This window comes from Pedobacter steynii (genome assembly GCF_900103665.1).
Taxonomy (GTDB): Bacteria; Bacteroidota; Bacteroidia; order Sphingobacteriales; family Sphingobacteriaceae; genus Pedobacter; species Pedobacter steynii.
The window spans coordinates 545166-568222 of the sequence record NZ_FNGY01000005.1 but is presented as its reverse complement, the minus strand read 5'-3'; the positions used below and the strand labels follow the sequence as shown (position 1 = coordinate 568222).

Here is a 23057-nt window from a genome sequence, read left to right as displayed (position 1 = left end):
TTCTGACTTGAAAAAATAGCTTTGGTTTTCATGTACTTTGAAACGGTACTATCTTACCTCGCTACGCTATAAATGACATCTCTTTAATGAACTTTGCGAATCACCTCACGGATCTTCTTTTATGTTGCAATCTTTCGCTTTCTGTTTCTTCCAGGTCTTAATGTTCCTGGTTTCAGTTTCAAACTCCTGATCGTTTCAGTCTTTTTGTTTTTGTTATCAAACTCCGTTTGGTAACCCCCGTTTTTGTTGGGACTGCAAAGGTAGAAATCTTTTTGGTATTGTCAAGCTTTTTATTAAACTTTTTTAATTGTTTTATTTGGTAACTAAACCGGTCAAAACAACTTCTGACATATCTCTACTGCAATCTTTCAAATCCTTCTCTCTGTATCAATCTCAATCTTTCTCTTCCTCCGAAGCGGGATGCAAAAGTAGGAAAATTTAACCGTTCTCAAAACAATTCAACCATTATAATTGTATCATCACCCTAACCACATGATTTACAACAAGAAAAACATCAAACAGACTTAATATAAGATGTACACCAACCCACAATCAACCACAAGCAGTCAATAAAACGAGGATTAGGATACAAATCAATCTATTTATACGACCTATAAAACAAGGGACAGCCCACAATCAACCTATATATATTATATAGAGAAGCGATCCCATGATATAAAAACTGGAAAGAGCATACAATATGTCTATTCCACAAAAAAGCCCTGCAAAAAAGCCCTGCAAAACTTGCAGGCCCAATCCTTCTTAATCCGGATTATATCAGAAATCCTACTTTTTCATTCCTTCCAGTGTTGCTCCATTCAAGATTACCGTTGCACTGTCCGACAAATTATAATGGATTTTAACGTTTTTTTGGATTCAAAAGCACGATTACACTTTTAACAGGCGCATTCAGATCAGCAAAGCCAATCTGATTAGTGAAATTAATCGCTACACTAACCATCCGGAAAAGTAACAACTCATCCCAAATGGAATACAAATGAATCTAGTATAAACAATTAAAGGTCTGAATCGAATACGCCATCAAGACAAATCAGGAATGCATTAAGAAGGATCTTGCAATATAAAGATACAAGACAAAGAAGAGGCAAACAAACTACATAGGCATCCTTAATTTTAATACCCCTTTAGATTAACTTAAATCGGGACAAAGCAGGATAAATCTATTACCAGAGCTGGCTCTCTGTTCCTAAACAAAGGTTACAGTAGGAAGTTTTTTAAAAATAGTAAAGATTGTATAGTCAGACCAGGACGAACTATATTAAAAACGAACGCCAAACAGGCTGAAAATTGCTTCGAATAAAACGCGGATAGAACAGGGATCAAACAGGGATAGAACACGGATAGAACAGGGACAAATTCCGTGTTTGATCCCTGTTCTATCCGCGGCTGATCCCGCCTTGACTGCTCGTTGTTCCAAACCAGTCCTGACTTGGCTTCCGGCCAGGCAAAATCAGCTCACGAAAAGACAACAACTACATCTCGACAAGCCTGTACAACAAGTCCAGTTCACCATAAAAAATAAAATGAAATCCTATGCCTAGGCTGGAAATTTAATATTGCCCTGTAGCCAATAAAACCAAAGTGCAAGCCTCTACCGGTTCTATGCCATTATTATTCAGTAGCGCTTCCAGTTCCGGGTTTTCTGTTCCTGGATTAAAAATTACCCTCCTGGGTTTTGTCTCAAGAATATAATCATAATACAAATGCTGTATCTCCTCTCCTACATATAAGGTAATGGTATCTATATCATTATACGGCAGTCCCGGCTGTTCGATCACCACTCCTGCAACCTCACCTTTCTTTATTCCTACATTTATAATGTCGTGCCCTTTAGCTTTTAACATATGGGCAGCCTTATAAGCATAACGCATTGGATTCGGGGAAGCCCCTATAATTAAGGTATTACTCATAATTTTAAAATTTCGATAGTAAGGCGATTTGCCCTCCATGATAAGCATGATGCTGAATTAAACCGTTTAACAGTTCAAAATGACTCAACGTCGTTATTGGTATCGGTCCGGTAAACAATTTAGCGGACCATTGTTCTTCAGAAAATTGAGCCACTAAAATCAGTAAATCCTCGTTTACCCGATTAAAATCAGTCAGGATAGCTTTCCAGTGTGTTTCGGTTTGCCCCAATGGCGCTGGCCAATCCCCCTTTGATGGCTCTTTAGGCAGGTTCCCGGATAACCTGGAAATTACCTCCTCCGTCCAGGAACTCAGGTGCAACACTAATTCAGCAATAGAATGTGCGCCGGGGATTGGATGCGCAAAGGCCTGCCCTACTTTTACTACGGCAATAACCGTTGATATATTATTGCCGTGCCAGGCATCACCAGAATATGCTTTTCTTAATTCGTTAGCAAAATCAATCATTCTGCATTATAAACAACTCAATTTTAAATCTGTTTCTATTAAATGTATTTTAAGACTGCATTTGCACAGTTTACCCCGTCAATTGCCGCAGAAACAATTCCACCTGCATAACCTGCTCCTTCCGCACAGGGAAATAGCCCTGATATTTGAGGATGTTGAAAAGTCTCTTTATCTCTTGGAATACGCACAGGCGATGAACTTCTGCTTTCCACACCTACAAGAATAGCCTCATTGGTGTAATAACCTCTCATCTTTTTCCCAAAAAGTGGCAATGCATTCCTTAAACTCGACGCTACAAAATCCGGAAGTGTTTCCTTAAGCATTACACTTTTTGTACCTGGCAAGTAAGAATTCTTAGGCAAGTCAGCTGAAATTCTATTTTCTACAAAATCCACCATCCGTTGTCCGGGTGCCACCAGGTTTCCTCCTCCGAGCTGGAATGCAGTCTTTTCGATCTCTGCCTGAAAATGCATCATTCTTAAAGGATCATCTCCCTTTACATCTTCCAGCGTGATCTGCACGACAGTTCCGGAATTAGCAAATGGATTATTCCTTTTGGAAGGAGACCAACCATTCACCACAATCTCATTTTCATAAGTCGCGCAAGGAGCAATAATCCCACCGGGACACATACAAAAAGAAAACACGCCTCTGCTCCCCACCTGCTCCACCAAACTATAATAAGCAGGGGGCAGGAATTCGCTTCTAATGTCACAATGGTATTGCGCCGCATCAATAATCGCTTGTGGGTGTTCAATTCTCACTCCTAATGCAAAAGGCTTGGCTTCAACCAGAATATTCTTTTGGTGTAACAATTCATAAATATCTCTTGCAGAGTGCCCCGTTGCCAGAATCACTGCATCAGCCAATAGCTGCTCATGCCCATTCACCAGAACTCCTTTAATTTTCCCAAAGTCAACCAGGATATCGGTTACCTTTTGATCAAAACGAACCTCTCCGCCTGCATTCAGGATACGCTCCCTGATGGCAGTGATGATATGCGGAAGTTTATTCGTCCCGATATGAGGCCTTGCATCCACCAATATATCATCAGTGGCGCCATGCTCCACAAAGATCTGCAATACCTTATTGATATCGCCACGTTTATTAGAGCGGGTATAAAGCTTGCCGTCAGAATAAGTTCCTGCCCCGCCTTCACCATAACAATAGTTAGACTCCGTATTTACGATACCTTCTTTATTGATCGCTGCCAAATCGCGTCTCCGTTGCTTCACATCTTTACCACGTTCCAAAACAATCGGCTTCAGTCCGTTTTCGATACACTGCAATGCAGCAAATAAACCTGCTGGTCCGGCGCCTACAATGATTACATGTTTATTATTACTGACATTTGGATAATTTACCGCGAAAACTTCGGTCACCGGCTCCTCTTCAATAAAAGCCCTGACCTGCAAACGATAAATCACCTTTCTGGAACGGGCATCAATGGATCTTTTAAGGATTTTATATCCCCTAATTTTAGAGATATCGACATTTAAAGCCTGAGAAAGACTGTTTTTGAGCTGAGCTTCCTCCCCAACATCTTCCGGAGCAAGCGTAATTTCTATTTCTTTTTGCATAAAATATGTCAGGTATTTATCCTGAACCGCAGCAAAGGTACAGAAATCTCCCAAGGATTCTAAAAGCCCATGCCCCTGAAAAATAGAAGGCTAAATGCGATCGGGGATCACAAAGTTCTCTACCATATTGGCATAAATACCTCTCATATTATCCTATAAACAGACTGCCTGAAATTCAAGAAAAACAAATTTAGAGGAGAAAAATTTTAGCTATACTTCAAATCATCGAGGCAGGAGTTGATTTTAAAAATCGGCCATCCCGCTATGTAACACCATTTTTACAAGTCATTTCCATGGTTTATCCTCCAAAGTAAGCCCTCTAAATCCGACATCCTTTTTATCGAAAAAAATTCATTTTACGGAGAGATAACCAAGCTGATTTAAAATAACTTAGCCAAACCTTAGGGAGGTAAGCAGGATTCATGAAACTGAATTATTGGTATATTTAAATATGTTTATTAAAAGTGCTAAATAAATAATAAACATAGAATTAATCATCCCAAAACAAAATTTATGAAAACTTACAAAAACCAAATCTATGTAAAAGCAAAGATGCTTTTCATCGTCATGACAGCAATGCTTCTGGCAACATCATGTAAACAAAACTCAGATCCTGCGGGTCCTGAAACACCGGAAGCAGCCGCAAAGAAAGCGGCGAACTCAAATGTGTCTGCCACAGCGGAAGTATGGAACAAAGCTAATCTAACGAATTACGAATCCTACCCTGATCCAGGCAGTCCGGAATGTATAGAGTACAATGGTTGCCTTTGGGCCGGACAATTTGCCTTTGTATCGGGGGTTAAACCAGAAAGCTGGGTAAAAGCCAACAACATCATCTCCATCCACTCTAAAGATGCAGCGAAATACAAGTTAAAAACACTTAGAATAAGACAAGGAAACAAGACAATTGATGCTAAAGTCTACGACAGGTGTTCTGATGATGATTGTGAAGACAATTGCTGTACGGTCAACGCCAGACAGAATGGGCTTAATTTCCTTATTGATATTGAAAAATATACCATGTGGCGCTTCGGCTCCGGCGATGGTATCGTAGAATGGAGATGCCTCGATTGTAACTAGCACCAAACGAAGCATGCTTAAAAGGATTCAGACGTGGTCTGGATCCTTTTTTTGTGTGAGCACCGACTGCTCATCAGGCGCTTTCGGCAACTGACAAAAGGGCTGTTTATCACAAAAAAGCAGTTTTTTTGTGCCTTTTCGTAAAAACCTGTCATGTTTTTATCGGTATTCGTAACAAAGGAACGGAAATTGAGTTCTAATGTGTAAATTAACACTTAGAAAAACAGAACTTAAAAACTGAGATAAGCAGCAAGCCAACTTCAGTTCAATTAAAAACAGAAATTATGAAAAAAACAGTATTAGCAATAGTTGCCATCTTAGTTGTATTTGTAGCCATCAGCGGATGTGGATACAACGGTTTAGTGAAATTAGATGAAGATGTTAAAGCAAAATGGAATCAAGTGGAAACTCAATATCAAAGACGTGCAGATTTAATCCCCAATCTGGTAAATACGGTAAAAGGTGCTGCGAAATTTGAGCAGTCTACTTTAACTCAGGTTACAGAAGCACGCGCTAAAGCAACACAGGTAACCATTGACCCTGATAAACTGACTCCTGAGAATATCGAAAAATACCAGGCTGCACAAGGACAGATAAGTCAGGCATTGGGACGTTTACTAATGGTAACTGAAAATTATCCTGAATTAAAGGCTACAGAGCAATTCAGAGATGTTTCTGCGGAACTTGCCGGAACAGAAAACAGAATTGGAGTAGCTCGTAAAGATTTCAACGAATCAGTACAGGTATATAATACTAAAGTGAGGTCTTTCCCGAATAATATTACTGCCGGTTTGTTTGGCTTTAGTCAAAAAGCAGGTTTCAAAGCTGAAGCTGGCTCAGAAAAGGCTCCAAAAGTAGAATTCTAGTAGACCATAACAACATTTAAGGGTAATGCGTGTTTAAATAACAACATGTATTACCCTTATCTTTATCAAGTAATCCTATCATGGGAATATTCACAGAACAAGAACAAGAATTAATCGCCAACGCAATTTCAGAAGCTGAAAAAGCAACTTCCGGCGAAATTAGAATTGCAGTAGACAAATACTGCGAAGGCGACGCATTTGAAAAAGCGACCTCCTATTTCTCAAAACTCGGAATGGAAAAGACGGCAAAACATAACGGAGTACTGATCTACCTTGCCTATATGGACCATAAATTCGCCATCATTGGAGATAGTGGCATCAATAAAGTAGTTCCTGCTGATTTCTGGGAAACGACAAAAGTGGCCATGAAAGCACATTTTTCGGGTGGAAATCTGGTTCAGGGAATCATTGCAGGCATCGTCCTGGCTGGTGAAAAACTAGCTTCATTCTTCCCCTTTCAAGGCGGAGACATCAATGAACTACCTAATGAGATCATTTTTATGGACCAATATAAAGCGGCAAAGCCATGAGACAATCCATCATCGCTTTACTCTTTACCTTAATTTCTACCATTGGATTTGCACAGGAGTTCCCTGAGAAACCCAACAAACTCGTTAATGATTATACCGGAACGCTAAGTGCTGGTCAAATGCAGCAATTAGAGCAAAAACTGGTTGCCTTTGACGACTCCAGTTCTACACAGATCGCCATCGCTATATTGAAATCAGTTGGCGATTACGATATTGGTGAATATGCACTTGAGCTGGGTAGAAAATGGGGCGTTGGAAGCAAGGGCAAGAACAATGGTGTATTGATTGTTGTCGCTTTAGGAGACAGAAAGATCTCTATTCAAACCGGATATGGTGTTGAAGGTGTGCTTCCTGATTTATACGCAAGAAGAATCATAGACAATGACATTAAGCCTCATTTCAAAACCGGCGACTATTACGCAGGACTTGAAGCAGGTACCGATGCCATCATTCGCTATACAAAAGGAGAATATAAGAATGATAAACCCAAGAAGGGTACTTCCGGAGGCGGAGCTTCAGGAATACTCATCATTATCATCATTGTAGTTGTCGTCATCATTGTCCTTAAAAGAGGTGGTGGTGGTGGCGGAGGCGGCCAGGTGATCGGCGGCCGCGGTGTTGCAGATGCACTTTTCTGGAGTATGCTACTTGGCGGAGGACGAAGCTCCGGCGGTGGCGGAAGCTGGGGTGGTGGGAGCAGCAGTGGCGGCGGAGGCTTTGGTGGCTTCGGCGGTGGTAGTTTTGGTGGTGGTGGCAGTAGCGGTAGCTGGTAAATCATATGTATAGAAAAGACCTAATAACAGCAGAAATTCAAAAACTAGCTCAGGTACTGGCCCGTATTATGGGACTAAAGCTGGAAGGAAAACTGGAAGCAGCAGAAGACTTATTCCGTGAATCTTTATTAAAAGATTTTGGGATCACAGAGGATCAGCTATTTTTAAAACAGAATGATGATTTTGAAGCATTGCTTACTGATTTCGCATTTCCGGCAGAAAAGCTGGAAATGCTGAGTCAGTTCCTCTATCCGGAATTTGATCCTTCTCAGCCTTCGGATAAAAACGAAGCCCTGGCAGAAAAACTCAACCTGATTTATCAAACGCTCGAAGTAAAACATCGCATCGTGAGCATGACCAACCTGGACCGGCAGAAAAAGGTTCAGCAATACCTTAACTCCTAACATGGAAATATTAAAATGGCAAAAACTTTCCTCAAGATACCTGGTGAAAGAACAATGGGCCACCTTACGTGTAGACACCTGTGACCTTCAAAATGGAATTGTAAAAGATGATTATTTTGTTCTGGAATATCCCAATTGGGTAAATGCAGTCGCACTGACCGCAGATAATGAAATCATTATGGTTCGTCAATACCGACATGCAGGAGATATCATTTCTCTTGAAATCCCAGGTGGAGTAATCGATGGTGATGAAAAACCTGAAGATGCGGTCAGAAGAGAACTATTAGAAGAAACAGGCTATTCCTTTCAAACGATAGCCCTTATTGCCACCCTCTATCCCAATCCTGCAACGGCTAATAATGTCACCTATACTTACCTGTTAACCGGAGGTGTTAAAACTCAGGAACAGCATTTGGATGAACATGAGATTCTGAATGTAGAAAAATATAGCATAGCAGAAGTTAAACAACTCCTTCTGGAGAATAAAATTGACCAGTCTTTACATGCTTCTGCGTTATTCTACGGATTATTAAAGCTGGAAGCCATTCAATAAATTTATGTCTAAAATAAGAAGACCTGGTAAATAAAGTTTACCAGGTCTTTTTGTTTGATGATCCAGGGATCCCTAGTTCATTTTTAATTTCTTTTGAATGTCGTGAACGTAGCCTTTAAATTTTTTATCGGTATCAATCAGATCTTCCACGGTCTGGCAGGCATAAATGACCGTAGAGTGATCTCTTCCTCCAAAAAAGGCACCAATCGTTTTCAAGGATGATTTGGTATGGCTTTTTGAAAGATACATGGAGATCTGCCTGGCCTGAACAATCTCCCGTTTCCGTGTTGGTGATTTCACCATATCAACAGGAACTTCAAAGTATTCACAAACCAGCTTCTGGATGTATTCCATTGAAATCTCTTTAGAGGTATTTTTGATGAAGTTTTTCAACATCTGTTTCGCCAGGTTCAGGTCTATATCTTTCTTGTTTAAGGTGGACTGAGCCAATAGTGAAACCATTGCACCTTCCAGTTCACGTACATTATTATCAATATTATGGGCTACATATTCAACCACCTCATTAGGCAGTTCAATCCCATCTGCGTACATTTTCTTTCTAAGGATAGCAATCCTTGTTTCCAAATCCGGAATCTGCAGGTCTGCAGATAAGCCCCATTTGAAACGACTCAACAATCGTTCTTCTAATCCGGCCAGGTCCTTTGGCGCCTTGTCGGAAGATAAAATCACCTGCTTACCAGATTGATGTAAATGATTAAAAATATGGAAAAATATATCCTGGGTCTTTTCTTTACCCGCAAAATTATGAACATCATCCATGATGATTACATCCATTGCCTGATAAAAATTAACAAAGTCATTAATGGTATTATTTTTTAAGGAATCGACAAATTGCTGGCAGAACTTTTCGCAGGAAACATAAATGACCAGTTTATCGGGCATGTTTCTTTTGATCTCATTTCCAATCGCCTGTGCAAGATGCGTTTTACCCAAGCCTACGCCACCGTAAATCATCAGTGGATTAAAGGATGTCCCACCAGGTTTAGCAGCAACAGCGTAGCCCGCAGAGCGCGCCAGACGGTTACAATCCCCTTCAATATAATTTTCAAAAGTATAATTAGAATTCAGTTGAGGATCAACGTTGAGTTTTTTTAATCCGGGAATGATGAAGGGATTTTTAATGTCTTTATTTATGGACACCGGAATGGGCATGGACTGAAATTTGGCTGCTGCTCCATTCCCATTGCTGGGTATATTAGTCGTATAGGGAGAACCACTGTTTGAGGATTTATCCACCACGATATTATACTCCAACCTTCCTTCATCCCCCAACTGCTTTTTCACCGTCTTTCGCAACAAACCAACATAGTGTTCTTCCAGCCATTCATAGAAAAACAAACTAGGTACCTGTATCGTTAAAACTTTGCCATCCAACTTGAGAGCGGATATTGGCTCGAACCAGGTTTTGAAACTTTGATTCGGTATATTATCCTTTATGATTTGGAGACAGTTTTTCCATACTTCGGTACAAGTTTTTTCCATTGTCATAATATAATTTGTTGGTTGATTGCGACGAGAACAACACAAAATGCGTGCTGTTTCGAGAGATCGAATATTCAAAAAATTATCAACAAAAAAAACTTAATTTTAATTTATTTGGCAAGTACTTAAACATCAGCAGCATACCATAGTTAACCTGAATTTATTGTGTGGATAACTATTTTTTAACATTCTTTTTAATACTCACCAAAAACGCAACGCAACACATCTGCAATCTCTCCAAGACTGGCATAAGCCTCTACGGCGACCAGAATATAGGGCATCAGGTTTTCAGTCCCCGTTGCTGCAATCTTTAAATTGCTCAAAGCTTTTTCCACAGCCACATTATCCCGCTCAGATTTCAGCTTATTCAGCTTATCGGTTTGTATCGTTCTGATGGATTCATCAATAGTAAAAACATCATTGATTCCTTCCTGTTCCTGGGTAAATTTATTCACCCCAACGATCACCCTTGTCCCCGCTTCTATCTCGACCTGATACTGGTAAGCAGCATCGCCAATCTCATTCTGAATATACCCGTTTTCAATTGCATTTACAGAACCGCCCATGGCGTCGATCTTATCGATATACAACTGTGCGGCCGCTTCAATTTCGTCCGTCAGGTTTTCCACAAAATAAGATCCGGCAAGCGGATCAACCGTATCCGTTACCCCGCTTTCAAATGCGATCACCTGTTGTGTACGCAAGGCTATTTTTGCAGCGGCTTCCGTAGGTAAGGACAATGCTTCATCATACCCATTGGTATGCAAAGACTGTGTTCCTCCAAGTACCGCAGCCATCGCCTGATTGCTCACACGGATTACATTGTTCAAGGGCTGTTGTGCAGTAAGTGTAGAACCACCAGTCTGTGTATGAAAACGCAACATCTGCGCCTTCTCATCAGTGGCTCCTAATTCTTTAGTAATTTTTGCCCACATTCTTCTCGCCGCTCTGAATTTAGCAATCTCCTCAAAGAAATTGTTATGACAATTAAAGAAAAACGACAAGCGTTTTGCAAAAACATTGATGTCCAATCCTTTTTCCAAAGCTGCATTTAAATACGCTTTTCCATTTGCCAGCGTAAATGCCAGCTCCTGCACTGCCGTAGAGCCCGCTTCCCGGATGTGGTATCCGGAGATGGAAATCGTATTCCATTTGGGAACCTCCTTGCTGCAATATTCAAAAATGTCAGTAATGATCCTCATCGAGGCCTTTGGGGGATAGATATACGTTCCCCTTGCCGCATATTCCTTCAGGATATCGTTTTGGATAGTGCCGGAAATCTGTCTGATATCCGCCCCCTGCTTCCTGGCCAGTGCAATATACATCGCCAACAAGATGGACGCAGTCGCATTGATCGTCATCGAAGTGGTGATTTTTTGAAGCTCTATTCCATCAAATAATATTTCGATGTCTCTTAAGGAATCGATCGCTACCCCAACTTTCCCGACTTCACCTTCGGACATTTCATGATCAGAGTCGTATCCGATTTGTGTTGGAAGATCAAATGCGACCGATAAGCCCATTGTTCCCTGTTTCAATAGATAATGATAGCGCTTATTAGATTCCTCTGCGGTAGAAAAACCTGCATATTGGCGCATTGTCCATAAACGCCCCCGGTACATGTCCTTTTGAATCCCCCTGGTATAAGGAAATTCACCAGGTAATTCTGTAACGGGCCTTGCACTTGTATATGTTTCTTTGATTTCGATACCAGAGGTAGTCGTAAATTTTTTGTCTTCCATAATTAAAATAACTGATGAATATCCTTTTTAATTAGATCAAGGGTTAATTCGTAAGGATTATCTGCAATCCCAGCCATATGCTGCAAAACTTTTTTACTCAGGTCTATTCCCGTGGAATGTTCCGGCAGGTCTCTCGCCGCATTGGTCACCATCGCCAAAGTATCATCCTTTAGCTTCCGGATCACATTCCAGGTGGTCGTGCTCACATAAAGCTGCTGCGTTACGTTGTGCTGGTACTCTGCCCTGATTTCATTTAAGACCAGAGACTGTAAATCTTTAACAGCAATGCCCTGATGGTGCAGGCGGAGAAATAAATTCGATGGGTTAATGCGTTCAATGAATACGATCAACCGCTCATGTGCCTGTAACCTTAATGGCAACAACTGCGCCTTTCCATCCTCGGGCTTCCCTGCAGATTTCAACCGTAAAAAGGTCTGAATATCATCTTTAATCAGGTAATAACCAACAGAAACGGTTAGCACTCCGGCGATCGTCAGCGCCGCAGTTTCGGTTAATAAAGATTCTATGTTCATTTCTTTGTTTGAATACCGTAATAATTAGCGAATAACACCGACAAAAATGTACATTTTATTTATATTTGTTCTTCCTAATTTTAAATAACATGAGTAATACAGTTGATACGGCATTTGCACCGGTTACCTTTACAGAAACTGCTGTGAAAGAACTTTTTAAGTTAAAAGACCAACAGGAAATCGCTGAAGACTTCGGCCTGCGTGTTGGCGTAGAAGGTGGAGGTTGCTCCGGAATGAGTTATGTTTTAGGTTTCGATCAAAAAAAAGAAGGAGATCAGGAATATATCATTGATGGCATTAAGGTATTTATGCACAAAGCACATCAAATGTATTTAATGGGAATGCAGGTAGATTGGCAGGATGGCTTAAATTCGAGAGGATTTACATTCAACAATCCAAATGCAGCTAGCACCTGCGGTTGTGGAACCAGTTTCTCTGCATAGATAGTATTCGTTCCTATGAACTTTATTTAGAGTTCCTTTGTAACATTATAAGAGGTCTCGTTGTCTTAACAACGGGACTTTTTATTTTTACCCTATAAAGCATTATATTTCCTAAAGAATGACCTATACAGAGAACGTAAGAATTGCCATCCAATCCATAAAGAGTAACAGATTACGTACAATGCTGACAGCATTGATCATTGCGATAGGTTTATCTGCTTTAGTAGGAATCTTAACCACGCTGGATGCGGTTAAGACAAGTATGACCGAAGCTTTTTCAAGTATGGGCGCTAACGCCTTTACCATTAGAAACCGTGGAGTAGGGATCCGTATTGGTGGTGGCGGAAAAAGACCCAAGCCTTTTAAAAATATCCGATATGAAGATGCCATTGCATTTAAAGCGCGTCTGAATACCCCTGCCACTGTAGCCATTAGTGTAAGTGCCAGTTTTGGTTCTACCATAAAATATGGAACAGAAAAGACCAATCCAAATATCAACATACAGGGCGTTGATGAAAACGGATTGAATTCTCAGGGCCTTCAACTGACATTGGGACGAAATTTCAGCCAGGCAGAAACCCTTCAGGGCAACAATGTCTGTATCATTGGAAGTGAAGTGAGTGAGAAGTTATTCAAAAAGGAATCTCCATTGGACAAAGTCATCAACGTGGGTAATAACAGGCTTAAAGTTATTGGCTTACTGGCCTCTAAAGGTCAAAGTATGGGATTTAGCGGAGACAGGGCGGTATACGTTCCCCTGCAAAAAGCAAAGCTGATTAATTCCAATGCCAATCCTTCTTATACCATTACGGTAATGGTTCCTACCAATGACCTTCAGGAAACCATTATCGGAGAAGCCACAGCAGAATTCAGAAACATCAGGAAGATCAAAATAACAGAACCCAATAATTTTGAGATCACAAAAAGCGATGCCATTGCGCAGTCTTTATTTGAAAACTTGAAATATGTGGTCTTGGGTGGAATTGCTATCGGAGGAATTACTCTTATCGGGGCTTCTATTGGCTTAATGAACATCATGCTCGTTTCTGTGACCGAGCGGACCCGGGAAATCGGAATCAGAAAAGCCATTGGCGCAAATCCTTCGGTAATCAGAAAACAGTTTTTAATTGAAGCCGTCATGATTTGTCTGATGGGCGGAGCATTCGGAATCTTTCTGGGCATCGCAATAGGCAATATCATTTCCTTCAGCATGGGTGGTTCATTTATTGTGCCCTGGGTATGGATCTTCGGTGGTTTTGCACTTTGCGTCCTGGTAGGTATTATGTCCGGATATTATCCGGCAAAAAAGGCATCCAAGCTGGATCCTGTAGAGGCGTTGCGGTACGAATAATAAAAAACGGGCATCTTTGCTACCAAAGATGCCCGTTCTATAATATTTACAAAAGCTTATCTGCCTTCGTATTGATTTTCATAATAAGCCTGATAGTTTCCTGAAGTGACGTTAGAAAGCCATTCTTCATTCTCCAGGTACCACTCTACCGTTTTTTCCAATCCTTCTTCAAACTGTAAGCTCGGAACCCAGTTCAATACCTTTTGCAATTTAGAAGAATCAATGGCATAACGTAAATCGTGCCCTGCCCTATCTGTTACGAAGGAGATCAGTTTTGCTGATTCTCCGGGAGTTCTACCTAATTTCTGATCCATGATCTTGCACAGCAAATGAATCAGGTCGATATTTTTCCACTCATTATGCCCTCCGATATTGTAGGTTTCTCCTGTTTTTGCCTGATGAAAGATGACGTCTATTGCCCTTGCATGATCTTCCACCCAAAGCCAGTCCCTTACATTCTCTCCTTTTCCATAAACAGGAACAGGTTGGTTATTCTTAATGTTGTTGATCGCCAGAGGGATTAATTTCTCTGGAAAATGATGAGAACCGTAATTATTAGAACAGTTCGAGATCACCACATCCAATCCATAAGTATCATGATAAGCACGAACGAAGTGATCTGAGGATGCTTTTGATGCCGAATATGGACTATGTGGATCATAGGCCGTAGTTTCCGTAAACATGCCTGTTTCCCCTAAAGCACCATATACCTCATCTGTAGAGACATGATAGAACCGCTTCTGCTCATAAGCACCTTTCCAATGTTCTCTGGCAGCGTTTAAAAGATTTACCGTACCAATTACATTGGTCATCACAAAGGCTGTAGGATCTGAGATCGACCGGTCTACATGTGATTCAGCTGCGAGGTGAATAACCGCATCAAAGTTCTCCAGCTTAAACAATTCGCTCATCGAAAGCGCATCTGTAATGTCTGCTTTTACGAAACGATAATTAGGTTTATGCTCTATGTCCGTTAAATTGGCCAGATTCCCTGCATAAGTTAACTTGTCAAGATTCAGGATTTCATACTCCGGATAATTGTTCACGAAACGACGAACCACATGCGAACCAATAAACCCGGCTCCTCCCGTAATCAATATTTTCTTTTTCATCAGTATATAATTTGATTTTTATCGGTTATGAAGCGATCATAAGCCTGTTCATTGCCTTCTTTCCGGCCGTATGCTTATGATGGTTTCATCCCAATGGATATCACATTTTTAAATTTCCTTAGGCAACCCTAATTCGGCTGCTACTGCGGCCGTTCTATATACATATAGCTTATTCAGCACCTCATTAAAACCGGCTTTCAGATCAAACTGAATATCTTCATGCATTTTCTCATATTTATTAAATACAGAAAGAACAGATTTGGCAAAATAGATCATGAGCTTTTCATTGAACTTATGCATCGGAGAAAACACCCCTTCATTGAAATCAATGGGAACAGTCTGAAAAAGATGAATTCTCAGTTCAATCTCCGTATTCAGGTCTTTTGTTACCTTAAAATGATGGGTAATGCTTCCATTCAGCTTTCTCATTTTTAGCAAAGCATCTTTGGAATTCATTTTCCTGTTCGACAACAGTTCGGCGATTTCCAGATCAATCCTTTCTCTTAACTTTTCCTGCCTGTCTACTAAATCCTGTTCATCCTCCAGCAATTTAAAATGCAGGTGTTCTGTTAAGATCTTGTCTTTTGCGATCAACCTGAGCAAAAGCTTGTCCTTTTCCTTTTCAGGAAGGGACTTAATTTCCAGCTTAAGGTCTTTATGCTCGCTTAGTAACATCTAAAACGGGTTATCTTTTAAATATTTTTCCCAGTTCCATGCAGAAGACATCATTACATTGATATCCAGTTCAGCTTTCCATCCTAAATCACGTGCTGATTTAGTCACATCTCCCCAAACTTTTTCAATATCGCCTTCTCTTCTCGCGCCGATGGTATAACTTAATTTCTCTCCTGTTGCTTTTTCAAAGGCTTCAATCACCTGCAGTACTGTAGAACCTGTACCAGTCCCTAAGTTAAAGACTTCATAATTAGATTCCGCCTGATCGCTTTCCATTCTTCTGATGGCTGCAACATGTGCTTTAGCCAGATCAACAACATGGATATAATCTCTGATTGCGCTGCCGTCCGGAGTATCATAATCATTTCCATAAACCGTAATCGGACCACGTTTACCGATGGCAGACTGTGTAATAAAAGGAACCAGGTTTTGTGGAACTCCTATCGGCAACTCACCGATTAAAGCGGTATGATGAGCACCAACCGGATTAAAATAACGCAAGGAAGTCACCCTTAGTTCTGGAGTCACCGCACAGGTTTCCTGCAAAATCTCTTCTGCAATCTGCTTGGTATTTCCATAAGGAGATTCTGCCCTTTTTACCGGAGCACTTTCGGTCACCGGCAAAACATCAGGTTGACCATATACGGTACATGAAGAAGAGAAAACCAGGTTAACTTTACTCTCAAAACCATTGATAATATTGATCAATGAATAAAAGTTATTCCTGTAATATTTTAATGGCTGCTGTACAGACTCACCTACAGCCTTAAATGCTGCAAAATGAATCACTCCGCTAATGTCTGTATGCTTAGTTACAAATTCTTTCACTTTCAATTCATCACACAGATCAAGTTCTACAAATTCAGGTTTCTTTCCTGTGATGGCTTCTATCTGGTTAAGAATTTTTGGGTTAGAGTTCGAAAAATCATCAACAATCACCACTTCATATCCCGCGTTGTAGAGCTCTACAACGGTATGTGATCCGATAAATCCCGTACCACCTGTTACTAGTATTTTAGACATTTTTTATTAACGATTATAGGTTGTAAAATCTTTGTGTTCTTTATTAATTAAGGCATCAGCAGGTAAAGACTTGAAATACTCATAGGTAATTTTCAATCCTTCCGCCCTGCTTACTTTAGGCTCCCAGCCAAGAATTTCTCTTGCTTTTGTAATATCCGGGCGTCTTTGCTTAGGGTCATCAACAGGTAAATCTCTTAAAACCAGTTTCTGATTTGTTCCCGTAAGTTTGATGATTTCTTCACCAAATTGCTTAATTGTAATTTCATCCGGATTACCGATATTAACCGGCATGGCATAATCACTCAACAGCAACCTGTAAATTCCTTCTACCAGATCATCCACGTAGCAGAATGAACGGGTTTGAGAACCATCACCAAATACAGTCAGGTCTTCCCCACGCAAGGCCTGTCCGATGAAAGCAGGTAGAACCCGTCCGTCATTCAGGCGCATTCTGGGGCCATAAGTATTGAAGATCCTGACAATTCTCGTTTCTAAACCATGGAAAGTATGGTATGCCATCGTCATTGCTTCCTGAAAACGTTTTGCTTCATCGTATACACCTCTCGGACCCACAGGGTTTACATTTCCCCAATATTCTTCCGGCTGAGGGTTTACATTTGGATCACCATACACTTCAGAAGTAGATGCAATCAGCATCCTCGCATTTTTACTCTTTGCCAGGCCTAATAAATTATGTGTTCCTAATGAACCTACTTTCAAGGTTTGAATCGGGATCTTTAAATAATCAATAGGGCTTGCCGGAGAAGCAAAGTGAAGGATATAATCCAATTCACCTGCAACGTAGACAAACTTAGATACATCATGATGGGCAAACTCAAAGTTCTCCAGCTTAAAAAGATGTTCAATATTTTTGAGATCACCTGTGATCAGGTTATCCATTGCGATGACATGGTAATCTTCTTTAATGAACCTATCGCATAGGTGTGATCCTAAGAACCCCGCGGCTCCAGTAATTAATACTCTTTTACGTCCCATTAATCTATAAGTTTACGGCCAACACTGTTATAATAATACCCTAAGTCGATCATTTTCTCCAGGTCGTATAAGTTACGCCCATCAAAAATCACCTTATTACTCAGCACTTCTTCCATTTTCTCAAAATCAGGATTCCTGAAGACAGACCATTCTGTAGCGATCAACAAAGCATCTGCATGATGTAATGCTTCATACTGATCTTCTACATAGCTGATTTTATCTCCTATAAGCCGCTTCACATTTGCCATTCCTTCCGGATCGAAAGCCGTTACTGTGGCACCATGTTTAACCAGCTCATCAATGATGTACAAGGCCGGAGCTTCGCGGATATCATCCGTTTCCGGCTTAAATGCCAATCCCCATAAAGCAAAATGTTTGCCTTTCAGATCGCCTTTATAATATTTCAGTAGTTTATCTACCAATACGGTCTTTTGTTTCTCATTTACTTCCATGACCGCTTTAAGGATCTGGAAATCGTAATTATTCTCATCAGCAGATTTTGCCAATGCCTGAACATCTTTAGGGAAGCAGCTTCCGCCATATCCGATTCCGGGGAAAAGAAAACGTTTACCAATCCTTGCATCCGATCCAATTCCTTTACGGACAGCATCTACATCTGCCCCAACGATCTCACAAAGATTTGCGATCTCGTTCATAAAAGTAATTTTTGTCGCCAGAAACGAATTTGCAGCATATTTTGTCAGCTCTGAAGAACGCTCATCCATAAACAACACCGGATTTCCTTGTCTGACATAAGGGCCATACAATTCGGACATCAGTTTCTGAGCTCTTTCACTTCGGGTACCGATTACGACACGGTCAGGCTTCATAAAATCTTCCACCGCTACACCTTCACGTAAAAATTCCGGGTTGGAAACCACATCAATCTCTACGTTAGTATGCGCTTTAAAAACCGCCTGAACCTTATCTGCAGTCCCTACAGGAACCGTCGACTTATTCACGATGACTTTATATTCAGTAACTAATTTAGAAATGTCTTTTGCTGCACCTAGAATATAAGAAAGATCTGCTGCTCCATCTCCTCCCGGAGGAGTTGGCAATGCCATAAAGATGATCTGTGCATCCTTTATGCCATGAGCCAGATCCGTAGTAAAAGTCAGCCTTCCCTGCGCAATGTTCCGGTGAAATAACACGTCAAGTCCTGGTTCATAGATCGGTACCTGACCTTCCTGCATTTTCTGTACTTTGGCAGCATCTATATCTACACAGATTACTTTATTTCCTGTTTCTGCTAAACAGGTACCGGTAACCAAACCAACATATCCTGTCCCAATAACAGCTATTTTCATATATTAATTACGTTTTAATTTTAATGGAGTATCTTCGGCTAAGATAATAAATAAACACACAAAATGCTTTGGCTTTATAATATAGGAATCTCATTTTACGGATTAATCGTTAGCGCATTTTCTATATTCAATTCCAAGGCCAAACTATTCAGTCAGGGTCGAAAAAACATCTTTGACCATATAGAAAAAGCCCTTGATGGCACAAAGAAGCACATTTGGTTTCATTTTGCTTCTTTAGGAGAGTTCGAGCAGGGAAGACCTCTTCTGGAAAAGATAAAGGAATTACATCCCCAAAAAAGAATAGTTATTACATTTTTCTCCCCATCGGGATATGAGATCAGGAAAAACTACGCACTTGCAAGTGGTGTTTTTTACCTGCCGCTGGATACGGCCGGCAATGCGAAAAGGTTCATTTCGCTGATCAATCCGGAGATGGCCATCTTTACCAAATACGAGTTCTGGTATCATTATTTTAAAACCCTGAACGATCAGCAAATCCCACTATACCTCATTTCAGGAATATTCAGGCCAAATCAGATTTTTTTTCGCTGGTATGGCTCATTTCACCGCCGCATCCTGGGCTTTGTGGATCATTTCTTTGTACAAAACACAGAGAGCGTTAATTTGTTAAAGCAACTGCAACTGGAAAATGTAAGTCTGAGTGGTGATACGCGTTTTGATCGGGTAGCAGAAAATGCATTATCCCCTAAAAAGGTCACACTTGTGGAAAACGGGTGGATAAACAACCCTGTATTCATTGCCGGATCAACCTGGCCCGCAGACGAACGTTTAATCGCGGTCTTAATTCAACAACAACCAGATTGGCAATTCATCATCGCCCCCCACGAAATCGACGAAGCTCATATCCATGACATTGAAAAACTGATTCCGGGAGCAGTCCGCTATTCTAATTTAGATAATGGTACAGCAAGCAGGCCTCAAACCTTAATTATAGACAATATCGGGTTGCTTTCTTCGCTCTATCAATATGCCAGCATTTCTTACATCGGAGGGGGCTTTGGCGTAGGTATTCATAATACCTTAGAAGCGGCAGCGTTTGGTACTCCTGTTATTTTCGGCCCTAAGTATGATAAATTTCAGGAGGCAAAAGACCTGATTGCCCTTACTGCGGCCAGGAGTATCGAAACAGAAAGCGACCTTTCCGCAGCCTTTACCCATTTCAGAGAAAATAAGGAAGCCGGAAAGATCGCCCAAAAATATGTAAATGAAAAAACGGGATCAACCCGTCAGATTCTGGAATTTATAGAAAAGCAGTTTTAGTTTTTTACCATTGCCACCAATGCCTCAATGAATTTAGGGTCATCATTCAGACTGGCAACGAGCTGAACTTCTTCTCCACCTAGTGCTCTGAACTCCTCATGGTATTCCACACTCACCTCATATAAAGTCTCCAGGCAATCCGCTACGAAGGCCGGGCAGAACACCAATAATCTCTTTTTACCCTTTTCAGCAAGCTCTTTTAAAACTTCACTTGTATAAGGTTGTACCCATGGCTCTTTTCCTAACCTGGACTGGAAACATACGGAATATTTTTCTGCCGGAATATTTAAACGTTTAGCAATCAGCCTGGCCGTATCGTGGCATTGTGCAGAATAGCAAAACTTATTTACATCTGTTAAAGTAGCGCAGCAATCATTTTTTTTCAGGCAATGCTGACCACTATGGTCGCATTTTTTCAATTGCCTTTCCGGTAATCCATGAAAACTGAACAAAATCTGATCATAACTTTCCGGTTGATACTTCTCTGCATTTTGCGCAAAAGTATCAATCATCAATTCATTATCATGAAAAGAATTAATGAAACTTATCGGTGGAATCGTCTGCCATTTACCCACCAGCTCCATTACTTTCTGGATCACAGAACCTGTACTGGCGGAGGCATATTGAGGGAACAATGGGATCACCTGTATACTTTCTACCATCGCCGCTTTCAGCTTATCTAAAGCGGAAGCAATAGAGGGATTTTGGTAGCGCATAGCCAGCTCTACATGATATTCGCCGCCAAGCTTCTCCTGAACCATGGCCACCTGGATCTTACTGAAATATAGTAATGGGGAGCCATTTTCATCCCATATCTCTTTATACAACTTGGAGGTCTTCGGACTGCGAAAAGGAACAATGATGCCCTTTACCAGTAATGTTCTTTTGAAAGCATTGATATCAATTACCCGCTCATCCATCAGAAACTCATCCAGATATGTCCTTACATCACTCACTTCCGGACTGTCCGGAGTTCCCAAATTCACTAGTAATACGCCCTTTTTTCCCATAATTTTAGCAAAAATAACTAATCAATCGATTATAACCCTGTATCTCTTAAGGGAAAACCAATAATTACTTTTTAATGATGTTTGATTATTTTAATAAGATTCCAGCTTAGCCTTAACTTGCTCCATCAGCCACATCGGCGTAGAGGTTGCCCCACAAATACCAACTTTATCTTTAGCAGAGAACCAATTCAGGTCGATCTCCTCTATGTTAGAGATGAAATAAGCGTTGGTATTGTATTTTTTGCATACATCATACAATACTTTTCCGTTGGAGGATTTCTTGCCGGATACAAAGAGTATTTTATCAAAATTAACAACGAATTTCTCTAAATCACCGTATCTGTTGGAAACCTGTCTGCAAATGGTATCATTTGCTTTCACGTCATATCCCCTGCTGATCAGTTCTTCTTTGATGTGGTAAAATTTGTCCGTGCTCTTTGTGGTCTGGCTATATAAAGTGAATTTCGGGGGCAGCGCCACCTCATCCAGCTCCGCAAGATCCTGGAAAACAATCGCTTTTCCATCGGTTTGCCCCTGCAATCCAATGACCTCAGCATGCCCATGCTTACCAAAAATCAGGATCTGTTCATCTTCATCATGAGAATTTTTAATCCTGTTCTGCAGTTTTAGTACTACCGGACAAGAAGCATCAATTAAGATCAGCTCATTCTCTAAAGCGAGCTGATAGGTAGAAGGTGCCTCTCCATGTGCACGAATCAGAACTTTCTCGTTCTTCAATTCACGCAGTTGTTCATGATCGATTATCCTTAGCCCTTTAGCTGTTAAGCGCTTCACTTCCTCATCATTGTGTACAATATCGCCCAGGCAATACAAATATTCGTCTTCATCGAGAATGTCTTCAGCCATGTCGATCGCATACACCACTCCGAAACAAAACCCTGATGCTTTATCTATAGTTACGGCTAAATCGTATTTCATAAATCAATTATATAGAAATCAATGAGACTACAAAATTACACAAAAAGAGTTTGATATGCTATTTCTTATCACCAAGACCTGAGAATACCCTATTCCACAGGTTACCAAGCAACAACAATACCAGGGCCAACATTTGTAGAGGATGAAGCAAAATATTGGGAACAGGGTGCTGGGCCGATAAAAATGAGGTCATCACCCTCGACAAAAAGATCAAACCAAAAGGCAAAACCAGAAATGCAGGTTCCAACTCAATGGCCACGACGATGGGGCCAGCAATGACAAGAATTAAATAGAGAACTGCGACTAAGACATTGTTACTAAAGTTAAGCATCAGACGCCTGGAGAAAAGAAGAAAACCAGATTTCAATTGTCTTTCTCCAAAATATATCAGCCTGTTGCCTAGCAAAACATCTGCTTTCAGTCCCTCCTGCTTTACCATTTTTACAATTTCCACCGCTCTGGATACGTTTCTTTTCACCCTTTCATCCCATTTAAACTGGCGATATATCCTCGCATCGAAAAACAGACAGGATTCATTTGCTGTTGCAAACACAGGGTGATTGATCAATCGGACCAGTCTTAACGGAAACAGGTTTAACAAGACAAAGTCACTCAAAGGATAAACACAGCTAGCTAAAAGACCCACATTTTTCTGGGTTGGGATCACACTGAGTAAGGCGAGGTTAAAGATTTTAGTCCGATAAATCAGGCTATGAATAAACCCATTCTTCAGCACCGTGTTTGCCTCTAAAAACAAAAAATAATCGCCGGTAGCATCCTTTACAGAAAAAGGAGCTGCCGCATATTGAATGATGATTTGTAAATGTTTATAATCCTGTGCAGCTATGGAGGCCAGTAATTCATCCGCTTCAGATGCTTCCTTTTCAACCTTAATGATCAGGGAAACGGGATCTGTAAACTTTCTTCCATAATTTCCCATTTTTGGATTAGACAGA

Annotated in this window: 23 protein-coding genes; 9 read left to right on the top strand and 14 right to left on the bottom strand. The window is 40.7% G+C overall.

Annotation, left to right across the window (positions count from 1 at the left end):
- Positions 1-1571: 1571 nt before the first annotated feature.
- From BLQ87_RS16830 to BLQ87_RS16820, 3 genes are read right to left on the bottom strand one after another with little or no spacing between them, the layout of a single operon-like run.
- Positions 1572-1931, bottom strand: a complete 360-nt coding sequence (locus tag BLQ87_RS16830) for a CoA-binding protein (protein WP_074608911.1) — start codon at positions 1929-1931, stop codon at positions 1572-1574.
- A 4-nt stretch (positions 1932-1935) separates the two neighbouring features.
- Positions 1936-2397 carry a DinB family protein gene (locus tag BLQ87_RS16825; RefSeq protein WP_074608909.1) on the bottom strand — a complete coding sequence of 154 codons (462 nt, stop codon included), beginning with the start codon at positions 2395-2397 and terminating at the stop codon, positions 1936-1938.
- A gap of 38 nt (positions 2398-2435) precedes the next feature.
- Positions 2436-3977, bottom strand: coding sequence for an NAD(P)/FAD-dependent oxidoreductase (locus BLQ87_RS16820; protein ID WP_074609039.1), 1542 nt, complete (start codon positions 3975-3977; stop codon positions 2436-2438).
- 513 nt (positions 3978-4490) lie between these two features.
- On the opposite strand from BLQ87_RS16820, the gene BLQ87_RS16815 reads away from it, so the two are divergent.
- The 6 genes from BLQ87_RS16815 (at position 4491) to BLQ87_RS16790 (ending at position 8183) form a co-directional block, all read left to right on the top strand.
- Positions 4491-5057 carry a hypothetical protein gene (locus tag BLQ87_RS16815; protein ID WP_143010461.1) on the top strand — a complete coding sequence of 189 codons (567 nt, stop codon included), beginning with the start codon at positions 4491-4493 and terminating at the stop codon, positions 5055-5057.
- 284 nt (positions 5058-5341) lie between these two features.
- Entirely contained in the window at positions 5342-5923 is a 582-nt protein-coding gene (locus tag BLQ87_RS16810) for a LemA family protein (RefSeq protein WP_074608907.1), read from the top strand.
- An 80-nt stretch (positions 5924-6003) separates the two neighbouring features.
- Positions 6004-6453 (top strand): TPM domain-containing protein, encoded by a 450-nt coding sequence (locus BLQ87_RS16805; RefSeq protein ID WP_074608905.1) that lies wholly within the window; start codon positions 6004-6006, stop codon positions 6451-6453.
- A complete protein-coding gene (locus tag BLQ87_RS16800; RefSeq protein WP_074608902.1) occupies positions 6450-7226 on the top strand; it encodes a TPM domain-containing protein in 777 nt (258 codons plus the stop codon). The genes BLQ87_RS16805 and BLQ87_RS16800 overlap by 4 nt, the downstream gene beginning before the upstream one ends.
- Positions 7227-7231: 5 nt before the next feature.
- On the top strand, positions 7232-7630 hold the full coding sequence (locus BLQ87_RS16795; protein WP_074608899.1) for a hypothetical protein: 399 nt from the start codon (positions 7232-7234) through the stop codon (positions 7628-7630).
- Position 7631: 1 nt separating this feature from the next.
- Positions 7632-8183: an NUDIX hydrolase gene (locus tag BLQ87_RS16790; protein ID WP_083361911.1), complete on the top strand. Its 552-nt coding sequence runs from the start codon at positions 7632-7634 to the stop codon at positions 8181-8183.
- A 72-nt stretch (positions 8184-8255) separates the two neighbouring features.
- Here the strand turns inward: BLQ87_RS16790 and dnaA are convergent, their stop codons facing one another.
- The 3 genes from dnaA to BLQ87_RS16775 all read right to left on the bottom strand — a co-directional run bounded on the left by dnaA (position 8256) and on the right by BLQ87_RS16775 (position 11961).
- Positions 8256-9686: a chromosomal replication initiator protein DnaA gene (gene dnaA, locus BLQ87_RS16785; RefSeq protein ID WP_074609032.1), complete on the bottom strand. Its 1431-nt coding sequence runs from the start codon at positions 9684-9686 to the stop codon at positions 8256-8258.
- A 194-nt stretch (positions 9687-9880) separates the two neighbouring features.
- The gene (locus tag BLQ87_RS16780; protein ID WP_074608896.1) at positions 9881-11428 is read right to left on the bottom strand and encodes an acyl-CoA mutase large subunit family protein; all 1548 of its coding nucleotides are present in this window, start codon (positions 11426-11428) and stop codon (positions 9881-9883) included.
- A gap of 2 nt (positions 11429-11430) precedes the next feature.
- Positions 11431-11961 (bottom strand): DUF7935 family protein, encoded by a 531-nt coding sequence (locus BLQ87_RS16775; RefSeq protein WP_074608894.1) that lies wholly within the window; start codon positions 11959-11961, stop codon positions 11431-11433.
- A gap of 89 nt (positions 11962-12050) precedes the next feature.
- Here BLQ87_RS16775 and BLQ87_RS16770 point away from each other — a divergent pair, with 89 nt between their 5' ends.
- On the top strand, positions 12051-12404 hold the full coding sequence (locus BLQ87_RS16770; protein ID WP_074608891.1) for a HesB/IscA family protein: 354 nt from the start codon (positions 12051-12053) through the stop codon (positions 12402-12404).
- A 118-nt stretch (positions 12405-12522) separates the two neighbouring features.
- Complete coding sequence (locus BLQ87_RS16765; protein ID WP_074608888.1) at positions 12523-13755, top strand: ABC transporter permease; 1233 nt, start codon at positions 12523-12525, stop codon at positions 13753-13755.
- Between the two features lie 56 nt (positions 13756-13811).
- Here BLQ87_RS16765 and rfbB read toward each other — a convergent pair whose 3' ends face one another.
- From rfbB to BLQ87_RS16740, 5 genes are all read right to left on the bottom strand, one after another.
- Complete coding sequence (gene rfbB / locus BLQ87_RS16760; RefSeq protein ID WP_074608886.1) at positions 13812-14867, bottom strand: dTDP-glucose 4,6-dehydratase; 1056 nt, start codon at positions 14865-14867, stop codon at positions 13812-13814.
- 108 nt (positions 14868-14975) lie between these two features.
- Entirely contained in the window at positions 14976-15542 is a 567-nt protein-coding gene (locus BLQ87_RS16755; protein ID WP_074608884.1) for a hypothetical protein, read from the bottom strand.
- A complete protein-coding gene (gene galE / locus BLQ87_RS16750; protein ID WP_074608882.1) occupies positions 15543-16565 on the bottom strand; it encodes a UDP-glucose 4-epimerase GalE in 1023 nt (340 codons plus the stop codon).
- Between the two features lie 6 nt (positions 16566-16571).
- The gene (locus tag BLQ87_RS16745) at positions 16572-17561 is read right to left on the bottom strand and encodes a UDP-glucuronic acid decarboxylase family protein (RefSeq protein ID WP_074608879.1); all 990 of its coding nucleotides are present in this window, start codon (positions 17559-17561) and stop codon (positions 16572-16574) included.
- On the bottom strand, positions 17561-18871 hold the full coding sequence (locus tag BLQ87_RS16740; protein ID WP_074608877.1) for a UDP-glucose dehydrogenase family protein: 1311 nt from the start codon (positions 18869-18871) through the stop codon (positions 17561-17563). The genes BLQ87_RS16745 and BLQ87_RS16740 overlap by 1 nt, the downstream gene beginning before the upstream one ends.
- 63 nt (positions 18872-18934) lie before the next feature.
- Here BLQ87_RS16740 and BLQ87_RS16735 point away from each other — a divergent pair, with 63 nt between their 5' ends.
- The gene (locus BLQ87_RS16735; RefSeq protein WP_074608875.1) at positions 18935-20152 is read left to right on the top strand and encodes a 3-deoxy-D-manno-octulosonic acid transferase; all 1218 of its coding nucleotides are present in this window, start codon (positions 18935-18937) and stop codon (positions 20150-20152) included.
- On the opposite strand, the gene hemH is transcribed toward BLQ87_RS16735, so the two are convergent.
- From hemH to BLQ87_RS16720, 3 genes are all read right to left on the bottom strand, one after another.
- Positions 20149-21162 (bottom strand): ferrochelatase, encoded by a 1014-nt coding sequence (hemH, locus tag BLQ87_RS16730; RefSeq protein WP_074608873.1) that lies wholly within the window; start codon positions 21160-21162, stop codon positions 20149-20151. The two genes, BLQ87_RS16735 and hemH, sit on opposite strands and share 4 nt — an antisense overlap.
- A gap of 90 nt (positions 21163-21252) precedes the next feature.
- Positions 21253-22101 (bottom strand): 4-hydroxy-3-methylbut-2-enyl diphosphate reductase, encoded by an 849-nt coding sequence (locus tag BLQ87_RS16725; RefSeq protein WP_074608871.1) that lies wholly within the window; start codon positions 22099-22101, stop codon positions 21253-21255.
- 58 nt (positions 22102-22159) lie between these two features.
- Positions 22160-23041: a hypothetical protein gene (locus tag BLQ87_RS16720; RefSeq protein WP_143010460.1), complete on the bottom strand. Its 882-nt coding sequence runs from the start codon at positions 23039-23041 to the stop codon at positions 22160-22162.
- Positions 23042-23057 lie beyond the last annotated feature (16 nt).